We start from the raw sequence: 20915 nt of genomic DNA, 5'->3' as shown, positions 1-20915 counted from the left end.
GTTCCTGTTCCCTCAGGTGGTGAGTACGCGTGGGTCGAAAAGCTCCTCGGGGGCGACGGCGCGCGCCGAGAGCGACTGGTCGAAGGAGTAGCGGCACAGCGCCTCGATGGCCGCCCTGTTGGCCTCAAATCCGTAAGGCCAGTGGTCGTGGCCCAGGGCCTTCCTGGTATTCGCAAGTTCGACCTGCAGCCAGGGCAGCATCAGCGGGAGGCTGCCCGCGTTCGCCATCGCCTCAAGGCGCCGATAGCCGGCATCGCGCGCCAGCACGAAAGCTTTGAACAGCCGGCCGGCCAGCGTGGGATCCGCGTCGACCAGGCTGCGGCGAACCGCGACGAGGTGCATGATGGGGAAGATTCCGCTCGCGGCGAAATAAGCCTGTTCCGCCGCCCGCGAATCCGGAAAGAGGCGGCGGACCGGCGCGGAGCCGTCGAGAAAACAGGCCGGGGGCTCGGGTGCCACCACCGCGTCGATCTCGCCGCGCGCAAGCAGCGCGTTCAACGTCTCGGCGGGGTCGATCGGGCGAATATCCTGGCCTGGACCCGGTGCGAGCGGGATCCGCTCCTTTCGCCCCGCAAGGTTAAGCCCGCCGGTGACGTAGCGCACGGAGCGGTGATCGAGGCCGAAATGTTCCTGCAGTATCCCCCGCACCCAGACGCCTGCCGTCATCTGAAATTCGGGCGTGCCAACCACTTTGCCCCGGAGATCGGCCGGCGCGTCGATACCGCGATCGGCGCGCACATAGATTGAATCGAAGCGGAAGAAGCGCGAGAGAAACACCGGCAACGCGACATATTCCGACACGCCGCGCGAGAGGTGAACCAGATAGCTGGATGCCGACAGCTCGGTCACATCGAATTCAGCACGCTTCAGCGCGCGGGGGAAAATTTCCGGCGGCGGCAAAGCGAGCGGCGCGAGCCGGCCGCCCTCCAGAACGGTCTCGCCAGTAAAAAACGCCTCGGTGCGGTCGGTCCGGCCGCAGGCGAAGGTGAGAACCCCGCTCATGCGACGCCCGGGACAGTGACGTCAGCCTCTGACACGACCGTGTTGCGAAGCACGCCAATACCGTCGATCTCGACTTCCACGACGTCGCCCGGCTTCATGTAGACCGGCGGCTTGCGCGCCGTGCCCACGCCACCCGGCGTGCCGGTGATGACGACGTCGCCCGGCTTCAGCTCGGTGAAGCTGGAGATGTAGGCGATGAGATGGGGCACGGTGAACAGGAAGTCGTCGAAGCCCGCCTGCTGCATCACCTGACCGTTAAGGCGCGTGGTGACGCCATGTGAGGCGACGTCGCCGAACTCGTCGGGCGTCACCAGCCAGGGGCCGAAGGCGCCGGTGCCCCAGAAATTCTTGCCGGGAAGGAACTGGTGGGTGTGGCGCTGGAAGTCGCGCAGGCTGCCATCATTGTAGCAGGAGTAGCCGGCGACGTGCGAAAGGGCGTCCTCTTCCCGGATGTAGCGCCCACCCGTGCCGATGACGAAGGCAAGCTCCCCTTCATAGTCGAGCTGGGTTGAAACGCGCGGCAACACCATGGGCTCGCCATGCCCGATCTGGCTGCGACCCGTGCGCGGGAACAGCGCCGCGTATTGCGGCATTTCGCGGCCCATCTCCGCGATGTGCTTGGCATAGTTCAGCCCCACGCAGAAGATCATGTCGGTATCGGGAATGACCGGCGCGTAGTGCAGACCGGCCAGCGGAACGCGCGGGGCGCCGGCGATCGCCGCTTCCGCTGCCGCGATGCCGCCGCGCTCCAGCAGCGCGCGCAAGCTACCCCAGCGCGCGTCCCCATCCCCGCCGAGCACCGCGACCTCGTCGCCAATAACGGCGCCAAAAGCCAGCGCCTGCGCGCTGCTGCGAAACGAGACGAGTTTCATGCGCCTTCTCCCTGTCGGCTTTCCTTTGCGTCAGCACAGGACCCTACCGGGAGTGCCGCGCCAGGGCAATAATACATATATTTATATATTTGCACATAGTGGCCGATGGTCCTAGGCTGGGGGCAACTCGATAGAAAACGGGAGGGCCCCAATGGGCAGGTCAATCGCGATCGCCGCCTTTTTGATCGGCAGCAGCTATCTCGCCATCGCCTACAACATTCCCACGCGCGCTGCCGAGGACCCGGTAGGGCCGCGCATGTATCCGATGCTGCTCGGGGGAGCGATGCTCCTGATCAGCATGATGCTCTGGATGGAAGCCCAGCGCGCCGTGCCCGTCGCCGCCGCGCCGGTCGACCCCCTGCTTCAGCGGCGCCAGCGTCTGGGCATTTTCGGTGCCGCGGCAGCGGCGGTCGCCTATGCACTCACGCTGGAGAGCGTGGGTTATCTTCTGACAACTTTCCTGCTCATGCTCGGCGTGACGTCCGCGTTCCACCGGGGGAAGCTCGCGACCAACCTCGCGGTCTCGCTAGGCACAGCCACGTTCCTCTACGTCGGATTGAAGCGGTTCCTGGGCGTTCCGCTTCCCTCCGGCATCCTGTCATTCCTGGGTTGAGGAGCAGGTCATGGAGTCGCTTCCCTACATGATTGACGGCTTTGCCGTCGCTTTGCAGCCAACCAACCTGATGTTCGTCTTCGTCGGCGCGCTGCTTGGAACGATCATCGGTATTCTTCCCGGCATCGGGGCCACCGCCGGCATCGCCCTGCTGTTGCCGCTGACCTTCGGCCTTGAGCCGGTATCGGCGCTGATCATGCTGTGCGGTATCTACTACGGATCATCCTACGGCGGCACAGCGGCCTCGGTGCTCATCAATACGCCGGGCGACGGAACCTCGGTCATCACCGTCTTCGACGGCTACCCCATGGCGCGCAACGGGCGTGCGGGCGCTGCGCTGGCGGTGGCCGCCGTTGGCTCCTTCGTCGCGGGAACGATCAGCGTCATCGCGCTGTCGGTGCTGGCCATTCCCTTCGCATCTGTCGCGCTGGAATTCGGACCCGCCGAGAATTTCATGCTGATGGTGTTCACCATGTCGGCCGTCAGCGCGTTCACCGGCGGTTCCCTGGCAAAGGGCATGTTCTCGGTCTTTTTCGGGCTGATGATCGCGACAGCCGGCATCGATCTGCAAAGCGGGCAGGAGCGGTTCACTTTCGGCTTTCCGACGCTCCAGGACGGCGTTCCTTTTCTGTCCATCGTCGTGGGTTTCTTCGCGCTGACCGAGGTGCTCTACCAGATAAAGGCCTGGTACGCGGGCGAGCTGAAACCAATCAAGATCAGCGGCAAACTGTGGTGTACCCCGGAGGAGTGGCGGCGCTCGATAGGACCCATCACCCGTGGTGGCGTGATCGGTTTCCTGGTCGGCATCCTTCCCGGCGCCGGCGGCATCATCGCCACGGTACTGTCCTATGCGACCGAGAAGCGGCTATCCAAGCATCCTGAGATGTTCGGCAAGGGCGCCATCGAGGGCGTTGCGGGCCCGGAGGCCGCCAATAATTCCTCCGTCTCGGGCAACCTCGTTCCGCTACTGACGCTGGGAATCCCCGGCTCGGGAGTGACCGCCGTTCTCCTGGGCGCCTTCATCATGTACGGCATCCAGCCGGGACCTCAGCTGATGCAGGAACAGCCCGCGCTCGTCTGGGGGTTGATCGACAGCATGTATGTCGGCAACGTCATTCTTCTGGTGCTGAACCTGCCGCTGATCGGGCTGTTCGTCCGCATTCTCTACCTGCCGTCGGGCATCCTTATGGCCGGCATTCTCGTGGTCGCGCTGACCGGCGTCTATTCGGTCAACAACTCGATCACCGAGGTCTATCTCGCCCTTGGATTTGCGGTGGTCGGCTACTTCTTCCGCAAGGCGGCCATTCCGGTGGCGCCGCTGATTCTGGGCGTCGTGCTGGGCAATCTGATGGAGCAGGCGTTCCGGCAGGGCATGACCATCTCGGGCGGCGACCCTCTCATCTTCCTGTCCACCCCGGTCTGCCTGATCCTGGCGGCTTTCACGCTCTTCTCGCTTCTTGCGCCGACGGCCCAGCACATCTGGTCGCGCCGGCGGCCGAGCGCGAAGTCGCTGGTCTGAAGGCCGGCGACATGGAGCACCGGCCAAGTCCGACCCACCTCCAGCGCCACGGGCACCTGGCCTTGCCCGTGGCGCTGGTGTCGGTCGCCACCGTTCTAAGTCTCGCGTTTCTCGGTCCTTCGGGCTTTGTCGCAGGGCTATGGGCAGGCACGGCCGACTTCGCCTCCCTTGCTCCCCGCATCATGGCAGCCGTCATACTGGCGGCCGTCATGCAGGCCTGGCTGCCTCGCGAGGGCCTGGGCAAATGGTTCGGCGAGGGGCGGGGCGTGAGGGGCCTCGCCATCGCTTCGGCGGCGGGAGCGGTCACGGTTGGCGGTCCGTTCGCCTCTTTTCCGCTGGTCGCCGCGCTTGCCGCTGCCGGGGTCGAGGCGGGACTGCTCATCGCCTTCCTCACCGGATGGAGCCTGATCGGCATCCAGCGGATCATCATCTGGGAATGGCCGCTGATGGGCTCTGATTTCGTGGTGCTACGTCTGGCCTCCTGCATCACCCTGCCGGTGCTGGCGGGGCTGTTGATGCGCCGACTTTCGCGGCGCTGACGCCATGCTGGTCGATTACCTCATGGGCGCCGCAGCCTGTGCCGCCGTCGGGGTCACGGCCATCCGCGATCGCGCGCGACTGAGGCATGCACTTCAGATTGCCGTCTCGACACTCGGCCGTACGATACCCGCCCTGTTCCTGGCGGTGCTTGCCGCGCAACTGCTCACCCCGCTGATTCCGAACAAGGTGATCGGCGGCTGGATTGGACCTGAATCGGGAATGGGCGGGGTGCTGATTGCGTCAGCCTTCGGCGCGATCATTCCCGGGGGGCCCGTCGTGTCCTTCCCGATCGTCCTCATCTTCCAGGCGGGGGGCGCGGGATCACCGCAGCTCATTGCCCTGCTGTCCGCCTGGTCCGTGGTCGCCATTCACCGGCTTGCCGCGTTCGAGGTGCCGCTGATGGGCGTCCACTTCGCCCTGCGCCGTCTCGCGGCTTCGCTGGTGCTGCCGCCGCTGTCCGGCTTGATCGCCCTTCTGCTGTCCTGAACCCAAGCGAGCGCCCCATGAAGATTGTCTCCGTCACCGCCTCCGTTCACAAGGTCGAGGTCCCGCTCCCCTTTACCGAGAATCGAACGACGTCCTGGGGATTCGTCTTCTGCGAGGTCGGCACGGATGACGGCATTACCGGCTATGGGCTGACGGGCAAGATGCTGCCCTTCGCCGTCGCCGACACGCTCAGGCGCGATGTGGGCCGGCTGGTCAAGGGCATGGACCCGCGCGACACCGAGGCGATCCATCACGCCGTTTGGCGCAAGCTCAACATGAGGTGCCAGACAGGGGTGATCGTCCACGCGCTCTCGGCGCTCGATATTGCGTTGTGGGATATCGCGGGCAAGGCGGCGGGACGCACTGTCGCGCAGCTGCTCGGCGGTTTCAGTACCCGGGCCGACACCTACTGCACCTTCGGTGTTCCCGACTACGACATCGACCAGCTGACCGCCGCGGCGCGGCATTCCGCCGATCAGGGCCACCCGTTGCTGAAAATGGTGGTGGGGGTAGCGAAAGGCGGCTGGCGGGAGGATCTGAAGCGCCTGCGCGCGGTGCGCGACGCCATCGGAAGCGAACGGTCGCTGGCGATGGATGCGAATTACTGCATGAACGGCGTCGAAGCCCGCGCGCTCTGTCAGGCGGCGGAGGAACTCGATATCGCGTTCTTCGAGGAGCCCCTGCTGCAGAACGATGCCCGCGGCCTTGCCGAATTGCGCCGGCAAACCCGGATCCCGATCGCTGCCGGCCAGATGGAGGGGCACCGCTGGCGCTACCGCGAACTCATCGAGCACCGTTCGGTGGATATCCTGCAGCCCAATTGCTGCTATGGCGGTGGCTACACCGACACCCGGAAGGTCGCGCACGCGGCCCAGATGTTCAACCTGCCCCTCGCTGTCGGCGGCGGCTGGCCGACCTTCAACCTGCATCTCATGGCGGGCCTGTCGAATGGTGGGCCGGTGGAGTTGCACGCCATCACCACCGCCGTATGCGACCTGCTCTTTCCCGGAGCCGCGACGTTTGACGGCCTTTGCCTGAAGGTTCCGGAGGCACCGGGACTGGGGGTCGAGCCGAACCACGCCTTTCTCAAGGACACCCTGCAGCAGCCCTAGGAGCGTGTGCGAACCATGAAGTGCGGTCTCCCCGCCGGCATGTTCGCTACAGGCGCCAGCGCAGGCAGCGGCCGATGACGCCGACGATCCCCTCGCGAAACAGCAGCACGCAGGCGACGAATATGGCGCCCTGGACGACGGTGACCCACGCGCCGAGATGCGCCAGGTAGTTCTGCATGGTGATAATGACGGCCGCACCGACAATAGGTCCGAACACCGTGCCCATACCGCCCACCAGCGTCATCAGCACCACTTCGCCCGACATGGTCCAGTGCACGTCTGTGAGCGTCGCGAGTTGAAACACCAGCGCTTTCATGCCGCCAGCAGCACCTGCTATGGCGCTCGAAATCACGAACACGGCCAGCTTGTAGCGCGCGGCATTGTAGCCAAGCGATATCGCTCGCGGTTCATTCTCGCGGATCGCCTTCAGCACCTGCCCGAACGGCGAGTGGATGATGCGGAAAATACCCAGCAGGCCGGCCATGAACAGCGCCAGCACGACGTAATAGAGCACACGGTCGTCGGACAGGTCGACCAGACCGAACAGATGCCCGCGCGGAATTCCTTGAATGCCGTCTTCGCCGTGGGTGAACGCCGCCTGCAGGCAGAAGAAGAACACCATCTGCGCCAGCGCGAGCGTGATCATCGAGAAATAGATACCCTGCCGGCGAATGGCGAGGGCGCCGAACACCAGGCCGAGCCCGGCCCCCGTCAGCGCGCCGAGCGGAACCGTCAACTCCGGCCCGAGCCCCCACGACTTGGCGGCATAGCCTGTGATGTAGGCGCCCATGCCGAAATACGCGGCGTGTCCGAACGAGAGAAGCCCGCCATAGCCGAGAAGCAGGTTGAACGCGCAGGCGAACAACGCGAAGCACAGCAGCGTCATCAGGAACATCGGGTAGACCGCAAACGGCGCCACCAGCAGCACGGCCGTCAGGGCAATGAACAGGCGCCCATAATGCGCAGCCGGCTCGGCCGCACGCATGGGGGTCGGCGTCGCGGTAAGCGGCGGCACGGCAATTTCCTGTACCATCGTCATGCTGTCCTCCCGAACAGTCCCGCCGGCTTCACGAGCAGAACGATTGCCATGATGACAAAGATCACGGTCGTCGAAGCCTCGGGGTAAAACACCTTGGTCAGGCCCTCAATCAGGCCCAGCGCAAAGCCGGACACGATCGCCCCAAGGATCGAGCCCATCCCGCCGATCACCACCACCGCGAAGACGACGATGATGATGTCGGCACCCATGTTTGGATTGACCGAGTAGATCGGTGCGGCCAGCACCCCGGCAAGTGCGGCGAGACCGACGCCAAAGCCATAAGTGAGCGTCACCAGTAGCGGAACGTTGATGCCGAACGCCTGCGTCAGCGCCGGGTTTTCAGTCGCTGCCCGCAAATAGGCGCCGAGCCGGGTACACTCGATCAGCAGCCAGGTGCCGAGGCACACCGATACCGACGCCACAATCACCCACGCCCGGTAATTGGGCAGGAACATGAAGCCCAGCCGCTGGCCGCCCGCCAGTTCTGGCGGAATGGCGTAGGGCATGCCGGACGCGCCATATTCGTTGCGCAGCAGGCCCTGCATGATCAGGGCAATGCCGAAGGTAAGCAGCAATCCATAGATATGATCGAGCTTGTAGAGCCGGCTGATCAGCAAGCGCTCGATGACGACGCCGCTCGCACCGACGATAATCGGCACCAGCAGCAGCGCCCACCAATAGCCGATGCCGAGATAATTCAGCAGCATCCAGGCGACGAAGGCCCCGAGCATATATTGGGCGCCATGGGTGAAGTTGATGATGTTGAGCAGACCGAAGATGATGGCGAGACCCAGACTCAGCAGGGCATAGAACGAGCCGTTGATGAGGCCGAGCAGCAACTGGCCGAAGAGCGCCTGTACGGGAATATCGAGAAACGGGATCATCGCTCACACCCCCAGATAGCGGTTGAGCCGGGGCAGGCTGTGTTCCAGATCGTCATTGTCGACCATGTCGACGATGCGACCCTGTTCGACGATGTAGTGGCGATCGGCAACGCCCTGCGCGAACCGGAAATTACTTTCGACCAGCAGGATGGTGAAGCCGCGCTGACGCAGCGCGCGCAAGGTCGCACCGATTTGCTGCACGATGACCGGGGCGAGCCCTTCGGTAAGCTCGTCGCACAGCAGGAGCTGGGCGCCGGTGCGCAGGATGCGCCCGAGCGCCAGCATTTGCTGCTCCCCACCTGACAGCTTCGACCCATGGCTCGCCAGCCGCTCGCGAATGTTGGGAAACAGTTCGAAAATCTGCTCATCGCTGAGACCGCCAGGTCGTATCCGGGGCGGCAGGTGCAGGTTTTCCTTCACCGTGAGGCTGGCATAGATGCCGCGCTCCTCCGGGACATAGCCGACCCCGAGCCGGGCGATCTGCCGCGAGGTGTGGCCGATGGTCTGTTTCCCGCCAATGCGGATCGAACCCGTACGCCGACTAACCATTCCCATGATGGAGCGCAACGCCGTGGTCTTGCCGGCCCCGTTGCGGCCCAGCAGGGTCACGACCTCGCCCTCGGCTATATCGAGATCAATGCCGTGCAGAATGTGGGATTCACCGTACCAGGCCTCAAGGTTCTTCACCGCCATCAGGGGCGTCGCGGAAGCGCGCTCAAGCATGCCCGGCTCCGATATAGGCTTCGATCACACGCGGATCGCTGGACACCGTTGCGTAATCCCCCTCGGCGAGGACACGCCCGCGTGCCAGCACGGTGATGCGGTCGCAAAGGTCCGCGACGACGGAAAGATTGTGCTCCACCATCAAGATGGTGCGGCCAGCGGACGCCTTTCGGATCAGCGCCGTGATGCGGTCAATGTCCTCATGGCCCATTCCCGCCATCGGCTCGTCGAGCAGCATCATGTCGGGTTGCAGCGCCAGCGTGGTCGCAAGTTCCAAAGCACGCTTCCGCCCATAGGAAAGCTCGCTTGCGTGCCGGCCGGCATCTCCCGCCAAGCCGACCTCATCCAGCAACTCAAGCGCCTGAGCATCGTAGCGGCGCAGCAGTTTCTCGGATCGCCAGAAGTCGAAGGAAAAGCCGCGCTGCCGTTGAAGGGCCACGCGCACATTCTCCAGCACGCTCATGTGCGGAAACACCGCCGAAATCTGGAAGGACCGCACCAGCCCCAGCTGGGCGATGCCCGCCGTCGGCACCTTGGTAATGTCGCGGCCATTATAACGGATGGTGCCCGTCGTCGGCGTCAGGAACTTCGTCAGCAGGTTAAAGCAGGTCGTTTTACCGGCGCCGTTGGGCCCGATCAGCGCGTGGATCGCGCCGCGCCGAACCCGCAGATCGACATCCGAGACGGCATGAAACCCGCCGAAGCTCTTCGAAAGCCCTTCCGTCGCGAGGATGTGGTCCTCGGTCATTGGCGTTTCCTCCTAGTGCCGATCCCGCATGATTCTTTTTGCGAATCTTGGCGCGGTACCGTCCGGTCGCTCTGTATCAGAGCGGTCAGCCGGGGTGGGAAGCACAGCATCCCCACCCGTCCAGGCCAACCGAGCTCAGGCCGGCAATTTGATCCGATGAAGCGGTCGCCCGCCAATGCCCAGAGCGAGGATGACCACCACCTCGTTCGCCCGCGGCGCGTCGGGGATTGTGATTTCGGCCGCGTCCATCTGGTCGAAGTCCCAGATTGAGGTCTTGCCGGTGAGCGGGAAGGTGATAGCCGCGCCGGGCGCGCCGATCTTCTTCGTCGAGGGGATGATGTCCTTGCCGGCGACGGCTGATCGAACCGGAGCGCCAAACTTCGGATGCAACAGCGCGGCGGCGTGCTCGATCTCGCCCTCCGTGCCGACGATCGCGGCCTTGCCATAGTTCTGGATGGCTTCCGGCCCAACGCCGAGTATTTCCAGCCCGCGCTCGGCGAGCAGGGCCGAGACTTCGGCACCAAGGTCGTAGAGCGGCGCAAGTTCCTCCACATGCTTGCCGGCAAAGGGATTCGTGATGACGGCGGCAATGGTGACTTTGCGCGAGGGCGGAGACACGGCCTTTCCGATCTCGCTATGGGTTTCCTCAAGCTGCACGACGATTTTACGCACCTGCATGGCAGACATGGTCACTCCGTAGATTGCGCTGGATGAAGGAGCGCCGGCGGCAATGCGCCGGCGCTGAGGTGGCCTCGCGAGTGGCCCGCTCAGTTGACGGCGAGGGAGCAGCCGCCCTGGTCGAGCGGGCGGAAGGCTTCAGCCGCCGGAATGGTGGTGCGCAGGGTGTAATAGTCCCACGGGCCCTTGGATTCCGACGGCTTCTTGACCTCCAGGAGGTACATGTCGTGGATCTTGCGACCGTCGATACGAATAGTGCCCTCACCCATGGCGATGTCTTCCGTGGGCATGGACTTCATCTCCGCGACGACCGCCGCACCATCCTTGGAATTGCCGAGCGCTTCCACGGCCTTGAGATAGTGGATGACCGAGCTGTAGACGCCGGCCTGCACCATGGTCGGCTTGCGCCCGTCCATGGCCTTGGAAAACCGCTCGGAGAAGGCGCGGGTTCCGTCGTTGAGGTCCCAGTAGAAGGCAGATTCAAGTATCAGCCCCTGCGCAATCGGCAGTCCCGCCGCATGGACGTCGGTGATGTAGACGAGAAGACCGGCCAGCTTCTGCCCACTCTCAACGATGCCGAACTCGGCCGCTTGCTTGAGCGAATTGCTGGTATCCACGCCAGAATTGGCGAGCCCGACGATCTTGGCGCCCGAGCTTTGCGCCTGAAGCAGGAAGGACGAGAAGTCTGCGGTGTTCAGTGGCGTCAGCACCTTGCCGAGCACCTTCCCCCCGCTCTTGAGCACGACGGCCTCGGTGTCCCGCTCAAGAGCGTGGCCGAAGGCATAGTCGGCAGTGAGGAAGAACCATGTATCTCCGCCGGTCTGTACGATTGCCTTGCCGGTCCCGTTGGCCAGTGCCCAGGTGTCATGCGTCCAGTGGATTGTATTGGGTGAGCAGGCCTTGCCGGTCAGTTCGGAGGTTGCCGCGCCCGAAACCAGCTCGACCTTGTTCTTCTCACGGGCAAGCTGGGCGATGGCGAGAGCGACGGCGGAATTTGTGACGTCGGTCACGACATCAACACCGTCGATGTCGAACCAGCGGCGCGCAATGTTCGACGCGACGTCCGGCTTGTTCTGGTGGTCCGCCCCCAGAACGTCGATCTTCCAGCCTTTGGCGAGCAGGCCGGAATCCTCGACCGCAAGCTTCGCGGCCGCGATCGAGCCGAGCCCGCCCATGTCAGCATAAAGCCCCGATTGGTCGTTGAGGACGCCAATCTTGAGTGTCTTCTCCTGTGCAGAAACGGGCGCGGTTGCGCAAAACACAAATGCAGCGATGGCGCATGCGGATACGATCTTCATCAGTCTCTCCTCCTGGCGTTTCCTCGTGGGTCGTTTTTATCGTCGTCGGCTGACGTCGTTGCGTCCGCCGTTCAGGCGTCGTTCCAGTGTGTCACCCCCCTGCCCGTGCCATCGGCACCTCGTCTTTCAGCGTGGCGAGGAAGCGTATGATCCCGGCATAGTCGACCCCGCGGCCGTCCTTGCCGATGAACCGTTCGTAAAGTGCCGAGGCCGCGTGGCCGAGGGGCGTCTCTGCACCGGCGAACCGGGCGCACTCCTGCGACAGGCGTAGATCCTTCGCCATCAGTTCGGCAGCGAACCCGGGGCGGTAGTCGTGATTGGCCGCCGAGGTCGGCACAGGGCCAGGCACGGGGCAATGGGTTGTGAGCGCGTAGCACTGGCCCGAGGCGTTGGAGGCCACATCGAACAGCGCCTGATGCGACAGGCCGAGCCCGTCCGCCAACAAGAAGGCTTCACTTACGGCAATCATGTTGATGCCCAGGATCATGTTATTGCAGATCTTGGCGGCCTCCCCCGCGCCAGCTTCGCCGCAATGGACGATGCGCCGGCCCAGTTTCTCCAGCAGCGGCAGGCCGGCTTCAAAGGCTGCCGCCTCGCCACCGACCATGAAGGTCAGCGTGCCGGCGGTGGCGCCTTCGACCCCGCCCGACACCGGCGCATCCAGCGACAGCATGCCCGCCTCGTGGGCAATGCTGTGGGCGCGGCGGGAGCTCTCGACGTCGATGGTCGAACAGTCGATGACCAGCCCACCGGCCTTCATCACGGTAACGGCGCGGCTCCATACCTCGATCACGGATGGGCCGGCATTGAGCATCGTGACGAGGATGTCGACGCCGGCCGCCGCTTCGGCCACCTCGCGCGAGACGGCGACGCCATGCGAGGCGGCCGCATCCCTACGCTCGGCGGAAATATCATAGCCACGCACCGTGTGGCCCGCTTTGACCGCATTCGCGGCAAGGGGCGTCCCCATATTGCCCAACCCGATGAACGCTATGATCGCCACGGCTGTTTCCTCACGTTTCCCGCCTTGTTGCCTTAGCGATAGCTGTTCATTTGATGGGCATCTATCTACCATTTTCGACAATCCATTGTGCATAAATCGACAACCCTGCTACGCTGCGCGGCATGAGCACGACACCGAACTGGGAGCATTTGCGGGCGTTGCTTGCTGTGGCACGTACCGGCACATTGTCCGGCGCGGCGGCACGCCTCGGGGTCAAGCATTCGACAGTAGGCCGTCACTTGACCGCGCTCGAAGAGGCGACCCAGACCAAGATCGTCGATCGCAGTCCGACGGGCATTACCCTCACCGCCGCGGGTGCACGCCTCGTCGAGGCGGCGGAAGCGGTCGAAAACCAGATATTGCTGGCTCAGGAGGAGATCGGCGGGCGGGATCTTTCAGCGGGTGGCACCGTGCGCGTCGGCGCGCCTGACGGCGTCGGCACCTTCTTTCTCGCCCGCCACCTCAAGCCACTGCTTGATACCTACCCGAACCTCACGGTGCAGCTCGTCGCCATGCCCCGGTTGTTCAACCTGACAAAGCGCGAGGCGGACCTCACCATCGTCCTGGCGATACCGACGCAAGGGCGCCTGGCCATCCGCAAGCTCACCGATTACACGCTCGGGCTCTATGGCAGCGTCGATTATCTCGCCGCGAACCCACTCATCGTTGAGCCGAATGATCTTCGGCGCCACCGCTTCATTGACTACATCGACGACCTCATCTTCACCGCCGAGCTTGATTACCTCGACGAAGCTGCCCGCGGCGCCCGGGCCGCCTTTCAGAGTTCAAACATCATCGCCCAGATGAACGCCGCGCGCGCAGGAGCCGGGCTCGCCGTGCTGCCGCACTTTCTGGGCGCTCAGTTCCCGGAACTGACACTGGTGCTGCCGGATACGGTGCGGCTGACGCGCAGCTGGTGGCTCGTGGTCCATGAAACACAGCGCGACATCGCGCGCGTGCGGATCGTCATGGATTACATCAGCGGGCTGTTTCATGCCCACCGCGACCACTTCAACGCCTGACGGTTGAGGCAAAGCCCAGCGCGACATCCGAAAAAAGGCCGCAGCCGACTGCACGAGAGAAGCGCACTGGGGTTCGCGTCATCGCGCCACTGGCTCCATCCGCTCCTCGGCCCATCCAGCGATATCGCCCGGCCGGGTCAGCCAGATCTGCTCGTGCCGCGCGGCGATGTGCTCCAGCGCCCTCGTCAAGGCGCGCAGGCGGAAGGGCTGGCCGGAGATGAAGGAGTGCACCACAACGCTCATCACCAGCGGCTGGGTGGTTGATGCCTCCAGCATCTCGTCGAACTCGTCGATGATCATCTCGGCGAAGTCGCGGGCACTGGCCTGCCGGCCGATGATGGTGGTGCTGTCGTTGAGCTCCAGCGCGTAGGGCATCGACATCAGCCGCCCGGTCTGGGTGTTCAGCCACACCGGCTGGTCGTCCATGCGGAAATCCGCCACGTATTTGAAGCCTTCCGCCGCCAGCAGGTCGAGCGTCGCCGGGCTGTGGGCGAGCCACGGGCTGGACCAGCCGGCGGGCGGGGCGCCTTCCTCGCGGGTGATGCGCTCGACAACGGCGCGCAGATAGGCGGCCTCGTCCTGTGGGTTCATGCCGGCGAGCGTGTGCGAATTGCTGATGCCATGCGCGAGGAACTCGGCGCCGATCTCGCGCGCCGCAGTGATGACCGCCGGGGCGTGGTCGTAGACCGCCGTGTTCAACAGAACCGCCGGCTTGATACCGAACGAGGCGAGCCTTTCGAACAGGCGGAAGGCGCCGACGCGGTTGCCGTAATCGCGCCAGGAGGCGTTGACGAGATCGGGCTTGGAGGCGCCGGGGAACAGGTCCTCGGCCAGTCCCTCGCCGAAGGAGTACTCCTCGACGCCCACCGCGATATAGACGGCGAGGCCGGTGCCGTTCGGCCAGCGGTAGGTGGGGCGGTCCTTGATCGAGGACGAGCTGTAGCGGCCGTGAGTCACAAGCGCGGGGGCGGACATGGATGGGTTCCTAATGGCAGGCGTCGGCATCGCCGAGCCAGCGGTTCATGCCGACATCCAGGGCCGAGGCCTTGGCATACATGGCGCGGTAAGAGGGAAGCAGGCGCTCGGCGGCCTTTGACGCGGCGTGCAATGCCGGGGCGCGGGCGGCGAACAGCTCGCGCGCCTCGGCCCGCAGCGCCGGCTCGTCCATGGTTGTAAGGTGGCCATTCTCGAACACGATCCGGCCGGCCACCATGGTGAGCACGACGGAGCCGCCATTCTCGCAATAGACCAGCTGGCGATGCAGGTCGTTCAGCGGGGTGAAGGCGAGCGTGTCGAGGTCGACCAGCGTGACATCGGCAAGCCTGCCGGGTGTGATGCTGCCCAACTCGTCCTGCAACCCCATGGCGCGGGCGCCGCCGCGCAGCAGGCAGTCGAGGATTTCGCCGGCACGGGGCCAGGAGTCGTAGTCCGGGCCGGTGATGTTGTGGATGAGGCCCGCCATCTTGGCGACACCCCACATATTCACCGCGTCGTCGGCGATGGATTCGTCGGTGCCGAGGCAGATCGGAATGCCGCGCCGGCGGATGGCGCGGAACGGCATGACACCGCTGCCGAGCCGCAGATTGCTGATCGGGTTATGGGCGATCACCGCGCCACTGGCGGCGATCAGGTCGAGATCGTCCTCGTCCACCCAGATGGCGTGGATGATGTTCATGCGCGCCGACAGCAGGCCGAGATCGGCGACGTAGCGGACCAGCGAGCGGCCGTTGAAGCGCTCATGCCCCAGCACGCGCTGCAGCTTGGTTTCCAGAATGTGGGCGTAGAACGGCAGGCCATGGGTGCGGCTGAGATCGTCCAGCGCGTGGAAATACTCGGTCGAGACACGCTGCGGCGCCGAGCAGGAGACGGCGGCGCGCAGGCGCCCACCCTCCGCGCCATGCCAGCGCGTGATCAGGTGATGGTACATGCCGAGCAGGCTCCGCGCACCGAACGCGCGCGGGCGCGCCAGTTCCACGCGCAGGTCGGGCGGCAGCAATTCCTTGAGAAAGGGCAGCTTGTCGAGCTCGGGCAGTTCCGGCTCGTCGAGCGCGAGCGTGGCGCGGATGCCGCTATCGGCATAGGCCTGCATCACCGCGTCGAGGATGTCGGTGGTCGGCTCGGGGACGAAGAAGGCGTCGTCCTGCACAGATGTGACGCCGGTTTTCAGCATCTCGGCGCAGGCGAGCTGGGTGCGGACATAGGCCTCGCGCGGCGTGGGACGCAGCGCTTCCAGCGCGGGAGACTCGTACAGCATGAAAATTTCGAGCGGCAGGCTGTCGAGCCGGCCCTTCATGTGGTTCACCGACGAGTGAAAATGCGCGTTGATGAGGCCAGGCATCAGCAGCTTGCCGTGCCCCTCGATGAGGCGGGCATCATCGGGCGCACGCGGAGCGGCATCGACGCCGACCGCCGTGATGCGATCGCCCTCGACCAGCACATCGGTGGCCGGCGACATGCCGCGCGTCCCGTCGAGCTCAAGCAGATGGACGCCCCGGAACAGCGTGCTCATGACGCAGGCTCACTGAACAGCCGGCCCCAGCGCCGCCCGCGCGTGTCGGCGTGGCCGATCATGTGCAGGCCGTGCCACACCGCCAGCGTGACGGAATCGAGGATCGGGATGCCGAGCTCGCGTTCCAGCGCGTCCACCCCATAGGCGGCGGGGAAATTGGTGCACCAGGTAAGGATCGCGTCGGGTCTTGCGGTGGCGACATCGCGGATCATCGCCGCGATGGCCTCATCGGTGACCGTGGCGTAGGCGAGATTGTCGGCGATGCCGGAATGCGCGTGCGCCACGACTTCCAGCCCCTCACGCTCAAAACCGGCGACGAGCTTGGTCTGGTAGCCGGTGACGTAGGGGGCGACCACGGCGATGCGGCGGGCATGGAGGCTGCCGAGCGCGGCTTCCAGCGCCAGCGAGGACGTAGTGGCGGGGATGCCGGTCTCCCCGGTCACGCGGCGGCAGAGTTCGCGGTCGACGTCGAAGCCCAGCGTCGCGCCCTTGCTGCCGTTCCACACGAGGACGTCCGGCCGCGCCTGCGCCAGCAGCCGGGCGGCGCCCAGCATGCCGTCCCAGTCATAATCGTCCGGGAACAGGTCCTTCGCCCCGAACACCGGGGTGCGGGAGAAGTGGCCGGACACCTCGGGGAAATCAGCGAGAATGGCTGAAGTCACGCGCTCGACCACGAGGTTGGCCGAGGGGGTGATCATGCCGATGGCGGCCCGATAATCCGGGCGAAGCGAAGAAGGGTTCACGCCGCGTCCTCCCGCACCAGCCGGTTGCGGTCCGCCTGCCAGCTTGCCAGCACCTCGCTGCCCGGCCCGATATCGGGCGCGACGGCATCGACCACATCGTTCTGGCGCACCGCGATCAGCGGCTCCTCGCCCGGGCGGCGCAGGTAATAATGCGTGCTGATGCCGTGATAGACCACCTGCTCGACCGTCATCCGTGCCGCATTCGGCCCGGCCTCGCCAGTGGCCGGGGCGATCCGCACCGATTCCGGACGCAGCGCGATGGTGGCCTGTCCGTCGGCTGGGGGTGTGCCGTCCAGCGCGAGGGTGAGGCCGTCGCCGGTGGTGACGAGATAGCCGCCGGTCTCGCGCCGGGTCACACGGCCATGGAAGAAGTTCGAGGTGCCGATGAAGCTCGCGACGAACCGCGTCGCCGGGTTCTCATAGACCTCCTTCGGCGTGCCGACTTGCTCAATGCGGCCATTGTTCATTACCGCGACGCGGTCGGAGAGAGTGAGCGCCTCGTCCTGGTCGTGGGTGACCATCAGCGTGGTGATGCCGAGCCGCTGCTGCAGCTGGCGCATCTCGATCTGCATGTTCTCGCGCAGCTTCTTGTCGAGCGCGCCGAACGGCTCGTCGAGCAGCAGTACGGAGGGCTCCACGATCAGCGCGCGGGCCAGGCCGACGCGCTGTTGCTGTCCGCCGGAGAGCTGATGCGGCAGCCTCTCGGCAAAGGCGGAGAGCCGCACGGTATTGAGCGTCGCCGTCACGCGGCGGGCGATCTCGTCCTTCGGCACCTTCCGCATTTCGAGCCCGAAGGCGAGGTTGCGCGCGACGGTGAGGTGGGGGAACAGCGCGTAGTTCTGGAACAGCATGCCGATGTTGCGGCGATGCACTGGCGTGCGGGTGACGGAGCGGCCGGCGATGCGGATATCGCCGGCGCTGGGGTCGATGAGGCCGGCGATCATCCGCATGATCGTGGTCTTGCCGCAGCCCGAAGGACCGAGCAAGGACAGCACATGCCCCGGCTCGATGGTGAAGCTGACACCGTGCACGGCACGGTGCGCGCCATAGCTTTTCTGCACGTCGTCGACCGCGATGTCGGCCGCGCGGGTCGTGCCTTCGGGGAGCGGATTCGCCATTGCCCTAGGCCGTGAAGATCTGGTTGAGGTTTTCGATCCAGCTGGACCGGACCGAGTTCACATAGGCCCAGTCCGGGCTGAACAGGCCGAGTTCGTCCATCTTGCTCTCGGGATAGGCGAGCAGGCCGGCGATCTCGGGCTTGAAGCTGAGGCCGCCAATGGCGGGCGCGGCGAGCGCGGTCTCGGCCAGGCCCTGTTGGACAGCCGGGTCCAGCATGCGGTTCATGAACTCGGCACCGAGGTCGGCGTTCGGGGCGTTCTTCACCAGTATCTGGCAATTCACGCCGGCGAAGGCTCCCTCCTTGGGGTAGCACATGTCGATGCTCGCGCCCTTCAGCTTGTAAGGGTAGACGTATTTGGAATATTCCGGCCCGCCGATCGCGCCCTGACCCTGCGCCACCAGCAGCGGCGCGTCATCGGTGCTGTAGAGGTTCAGCACGTTGGGCTTCAGCTCCTTCAGCTTTGGCCACGCCTGGTCGGCAAGGTACTGCGCTTCCTTGTAAGGCTTCCCGCTGGCGATGGCGGCGGCAATGATGACGGTGAACACGCTCGGCGTGGTCTTGGTGCCGACCAGCGAGACCTTGCGGGCAAAGCGCGGGTCCCACAGCTCGGCATAGCTTTCCAGCGGCTTGGTGACCTGCGGATTGTAGAACAGACCGGCCGAGGAGATGGCGAGCGCGACGCCGTAGCCGTCATTATAGATGAAGCGCGGGTAGACCTTGGCGAGGTTGGGCATCTTGTCCCGGGGCAGCGGGTCGATCAGCCCTTCGCGCTTGGCGATCTCGACGCCGAGATCGTCGACGAACATCACGGTGAACTTCGGCGCCTCCTTGCCGGCGCGCAGCAGCGCGATCTGGCCGAGCGTCGACCCCTGCTGGGCGTCGACCTTGCAGTCGAAATCCTTCTCGAAAGCCGGCAGCACCTGCTTGCGGATGAATTCGCCCTGCACGCCGCCCCAGATGCCGATCTGCATGGTCTTGCCGGCGGCCCAGGCGTTGCGGACGAAGAAGCTGGGGGCGGCAAGGCCCGCGGCGGTGGCAGCGCCCGCCTTCAACAGGCGGCGGCGGCTTAGGCTGGCGGAAAGTATCTTCGGTGTGGTCGTCGTCATGGCAAGGCTCCGGGGTTCGCGCTCCGGCCCGGGCCGCGCGCAGCGATTGAAAAGGCGATGCGTGTTCGAGGCGGGTGGCTAGAAACTCATGGCGCGTCTCAGGCCGGCAAGGCGCTCCAGCACCAGCACCATGAACAGCGAGAAGAAGATCATCAGCGAGGCGATGGCGGCGATGCCGGGATCGAACATGCGGCTGATGAGCGAGAGCATCATCATCGGCAGCGGCACGTGCGAGGCATCGAACAGCCACATCGAGACCGCGTAATTGTCGAACGAGGTGACGAAGGCGAAAAGGGCGCCGGCCACCAGCCCCGGCATGATCTGCGGCCGCGTGATGCGCCAGAACGCGGTGAACCGGCCCGCGCCCAGTGTGCGGGCGGCTTCCTCAAGGCCGGGGTCGACCACCACGAGGCTGGCGGAGACGGTGCGCACCACATAGGGCGTCGTCACCAGCACGTGGCCGATCCACAAATTCAGGAAGGCATCGTTCGAGCCGATCGACGAGAACAGCCTAAGCAGTGCGATGCCGGTGACCAGCGAGGGGAAGATCAGCGGCGACAGCACCAGAGCCTGGATCACGCCCTTGCCGGGAAAGGACAGCCGCACCAGCCCCACCGCGGTGGGCGTGCCCAGCAGCACGGCGCCGCAGGCGGCCGTCGTGCTCAGCAGCACGCTGAAGCTGAAGGACGAGGTGAAGTCCGCATCCTGCAGCACCTTGCCATACCATTCCAGGGTGAAGCCCTTGGGCGGGAAGGTGACGAACGGGGTGTCGGAGATCGACAGCACTATAGGGAAGATCAGCGGCAGCAGCAGGAACAGCACGATGAGGAAGGTGAGCGTGTAGATGAGCGGCGCGGCGCGCCCGAGACCGTTCTCCGACATCACGCGGCCTCCGTCGCACGGGAGCGGAAGCGCCGCTCGATCAGCGCCATATAGGCGAGGTTGATCGCCATCACGATCAGCACCATCGCGGTGGCGATGGCGGCGCCGAACGGCCAGTCGAACACGGTGAGAATCTGCTCTTCCACCAGCGTGCCGAGCATCTTGGTGAAGCTGCCGCCGAGCAGCGCCGGCAGGATGAAGGACGAGGCGGTGAGCGAGAACACCAGCGTGCAGCCCACCCCGAGCCCCGGCACGCTGAGCGGCAGCGTCACGCGGCGGAACACCGCCAGACTGGACCCGCCGAGCGTGCGGGCCGCGTCTTCCACCGCCGGGTCGATGCGCCCGATGGCGGCGGCGAGCGGCAGCACCATCATCGGCAGGAACACCTGCATCGAGCCGATGATGACAGCCCATTCGGTGTAGAGAATTTCGACGGGTCCGAGGCCGATGGAGGACAGCGCCCAGTTGAGCACGCCGCTATTGCCGTTGCCGAGGATGATGCGCCAGCCATAGGCCCGCACCACCACGTTCACCAGCAGCGGTGCGATCACCAGCACGGTGATCGCCCGGCCGATCAGCGCCGGTCCGCGCGCGATGACCAGTGCCAGCGGATAGGCCAGCAGCATGGCGCCGATGGTGGTGAACAGGCTGATGCGCAACGTGGTGATGATGACGTTTCGGTAGAGATCGACGGCGCCGAGCCGGATGTAGTTCGCCAGCGTGAACGTGTCGCTCAGCGTGCCGTCGGGCATCTGCTGCAGGAAGCTGTAGCGCACCATCAGCCCGACCGGGATGATAAACACGGCGAGAAAGAAAACCACCACCGGGCCAAGAAGGACGAACGCCGGAAGCAGTCGCCGGCGTCGCGCGGCGACACCGGATGCCGCTGCAACAACGGGGATCGGCCTGGAACCTTCGGTCAGATCGAGCGACACGGAGCACCCTCATCAGAGAGGAGGCGGCGCCAGCGCGCCGTTTTGACGTCGATAATCGTACATAGGATTGTCGACAAAACA

At 65.1% G+C, this 20915-nt stretch carries 22 protein-coding genes; 6 read left to right on the top strand and 16 right to left on the bottom strand.

Annotated features, from left to right (window positions below; translation table 11 throughout):
* Window positions 1–12 precede the first annotated feature (12 nt).
* The gene (locus EV667_RS02430) at window positions 13–900 is read right to left on the bottom strand and encodes a substrate-binding domain-containing protein (protein WP_131833737.1); all 888 of its coding nucleotides are present in this window, start codon (window positions 898–900) and stop codon (window positions 13–15) included.
* Window positions 901–998: 98 nt separating this feature from the next.
* Window positions 999–1874 (bottom strand): fumarylacetoacetate hydrolase family protein, encoded by an 876-nt coding sequence (locus tag EV667_RS02425; RefSeq protein WP_131833736.1) that lies wholly within the window; start codon window positions 1872–1874, stop codon window positions 999–1001.
* Between the two features lie 151 nt (window positions 1875–2025).
* Between EV667_RS02425 and EV667_RS02420 the strand changes: the two genes are divergently transcribed.
* The 5 genes from EV667_RS02420 to EV667_RS02400 are packed head-to-tail and all read left to right on the top strand — an operon-like array spanning window position 2026 to window position 6144.
* Window positions 2026–2487 carry a tripartite tricarboxylate transporter TctB family protein gene (locus EV667_RS02420; protein WP_131833735.1) on the top strand — a complete coding sequence of 154 codons (462 nt, stop codon included), beginning with the start codon at window positions 2026–2028 and terminating at the stop codon, window positions 2485–2487.
* A gap of 10 nt (window positions 2488–2497) precedes the next feature.
* A complete protein-coding gene (locus EV667_RS02415) occupies window positions 2498–4006 on the top strand; it encodes a tripartite tricarboxylate transporter permease (RefSeq protein WP_131833734.1) in 1509 nt (502 codons plus the stop codon).
* Between the two features lie 11 nt (window positions 4007–4017).
* Window positions 4018–4545: a permease gene (locus EV667_RS02410; protein ID WP_131833733.1), complete on the top strand. Its 528-nt coding sequence runs from the start codon at window positions 4018–4020 to the stop codon at window positions 4543–4545.
* Window positions 4546–4549: 4 nt separating this feature from the next.
* A complete protein-coding gene (locus tag EV667_RS02405) occupies window positions 4550–5032 on the top strand; it encodes a hypothetical protein (protein WP_131833732.1) in 483 nt (160 codons plus the stop codon).
* A 17-nt stretch (window positions 5033–5049) separates the two neighbouring features.
* Window positions 5050–6144 (top strand): mandelate racemase/muconate lactonizing enzyme family protein, encoded by a 1095-nt coding sequence (locus EV667_RS02400; RefSeq protein WP_131833731.1) that lies wholly within the window; start codon window positions 5050–5052, stop codon window positions 6142–6144.
* Window positions 6145–6190: 46 nt separating this feature from the next.
* Here the strand turns inward: EV667_RS02400 and EV667_RS02395 are convergent, their stop codons facing one another.
* The 7 genes from EV667_RS02395 to mmsB all read right to left on the bottom strand — a co-directional run bounded on the left by EV667_RS02395 (window position 6191) and on the right by mmsB (window position 12517).
* Complete coding sequence (locus EV667_RS02395) at window positions 6191–7183, bottom strand: branched-chain amino acid ABC transporter permease (protein ID WP_207907661.1); 993 nt, start codon at window positions 7181–7183, stop codon at window positions 6191–6193.
* Window positions 7180–8067, bottom strand: a complete 888-nt coding sequence (locus tag EV667_RS02390) for a branched-chain amino acid ABC transporter permease (protein WP_131833730.1) — start codon at window positions 8065–8067, stop codon at window positions 7180–7182. The genes EV667_RS02395 and EV667_RS02390 overlap by 4 nt, the downstream gene beginning before the upstream one ends.
* A 3-nt stretch (window positions 8068–8070) precedes the next feature.
* The gene (locus tag EV667_RS02385) at window positions 8071–8790 is read right to left on the bottom strand and encodes an ABC transporter ATP-binding protein (protein ID WP_131833729.1); all 720 of its coding nucleotides are present in this window, start codon (window positions 8788–8790) and stop codon (window positions 8071–8073) included.
* Entirely contained in the window at window positions 8783–9538 is a 756-nt protein-coding gene (locus EV667_RS02380; RefSeq protein WP_131833728.1) for an ABC transporter ATP-binding protein, read from the bottom strand. The genes EV667_RS02385 and EV667_RS02380 overlap by 8 nt, the downstream gene beginning before the upstream one ends.
* Before the next feature lie 135 nt (window positions 9539–9673).
* Complete coding sequence (locus EV667_RS02375; protein ID WP_131833727.1) at window positions 9674–10225, bottom strand: amino acid synthesis family protein; 552 nt, start codon at window positions 10223–10225, stop codon at window positions 9674–9676.
* Between the two features lie 80 nt (window positions 10226–10305).
* Window positions 10306–11514 carry an ABC transporter substrate-binding protein gene (locus EV667_RS02370; RefSeq protein ID WP_131833726.1) on the bottom strand — a complete coding sequence of 403 codons (1209 nt, stop codon included), beginning with the start codon at window positions 11512–11514 and terminating at the stop codon, window positions 10306–10308.
* Window positions 11515–11605: 91 nt separating this feature from the next.
* The gene (mmsB, locus tag EV667_RS02365) at window positions 11606–12517 is read right to left on the bottom strand and encodes a 3-hydroxyisobutyrate dehydrogenase (protein ID WP_131833725.1); all 912 of its coding nucleotides are present in this window, start codon (window positions 12515–12517) and stop codon (window positions 11606–11608) included.
* Window positions 12518–12639: 122 nt separating this feature from the next.
* Between mmsB and EV667_RS02360 the strand changes: the two genes are divergently transcribed.
* Window positions 12640–13539, top strand: a complete 900-nt coding sequence (locus tag EV667_RS02360) for a LysR family transcriptional regulator (RefSeq protein WP_131833724.1) — start codon at window positions 12640–12642, stop codon at window positions 13537–13539.
* A 78-nt stretch (window positions 13540–13617) separates the two neighbouring features.
* Here EV667_RS02360 and EV667_RS02355 read toward each other — a convergent pair whose 3' ends face one another.
* From EV667_RS02355 to EV667_RS02325, 7 genes are all read right to left on the bottom strand, one after another.
* On the bottom strand, window positions 13618–14514 hold the full coding sequence (locus EV667_RS02355) for a polysaccharide deacetylase family protein (RefSeq protein WP_207907660.1): 897 nt from the start codon (window positions 14512–14514) through the stop codon (window positions 13618–13620).
* Window positions 14515–14524: 10 nt separating this feature from the next.
* Entirely contained in the window at window positions 14525–16048 is a 1524-nt protein-coding gene (locus EV667_RS02350; protein WP_131833723.1) for an amidohydrolase family protein, read from the bottom strand.
* Window positions 16045–16791: a maleate cis-trans isomerase family protein gene (locus EV667_RS02345; RefSeq protein WP_131833722.1), complete on the bottom strand. Its 747-nt coding sequence runs from the start codon at window positions 16789–16791 to the stop codon at window positions 16045–16047. Before EV667_RS02345 ends, EV667_RS02350 begins: the two co-directional genes overlap by 4 nt.
* Window positions 16788–17909, bottom strand: coding sequence for an ABC transporter ATP-binding protein (locus EV667_RS02340; RefSeq protein ID WP_131833721.1), 1122 nt, complete (start codon window positions 17907–17909; stop codon window positions 16788–16790). Before EV667_RS02340 ends, EV667_RS02345 begins: the two co-directional genes overlap by 4 nt.
* Window positions 17910–17913: 4 nt before the next feature.
* The gene (locus EV667_RS02335) at window positions 17914–19017 is read right to left on the bottom strand and encodes an extracellular solute-binding protein (RefSeq protein ID WP_131833720.1); all 1104 of its coding nucleotides are present in this window, start codon (window positions 19015–19017) and stop codon (window positions 17914–17916) included.
* A gap of 78 nt (window positions 19018–19095) precedes the next feature.
* Entirely contained in the window at window positions 19096–19899 is an 804-nt protein-coding gene (locus EV667_RS02330) for an ABC transporter permease (RefSeq protein ID WP_131833719.1), read from the bottom strand.
* Window positions 19899–20834, bottom strand: coding sequence for an ABC transporter permease (locus EV667_RS02325; protein WP_207907659.1), 936 nt, complete (start codon window positions 20832–20834; stop codon window positions 19899–19901). Before EV667_RS02325 ends, EV667_RS02330 begins: the two co-directional genes overlap by 1 nt.
* Between the last annotated feature and the right edge of the window lie 81 nt (window positions 20835–20915).

This window comes from Ancylobacter aquaticus, assembly GCF_004339465.1.
Lineage (GTDB): Bacteria > Pseudomonadota > Alphaproteobacteria > Rhizobiales > Xanthobacteraceae > Ancylobacter > Ancylobacter aquaticus.
Note: the sequence above shows the minus strand (reverse complement) of the source record. Positions and strands in the feature narration are given on the sequence as shown.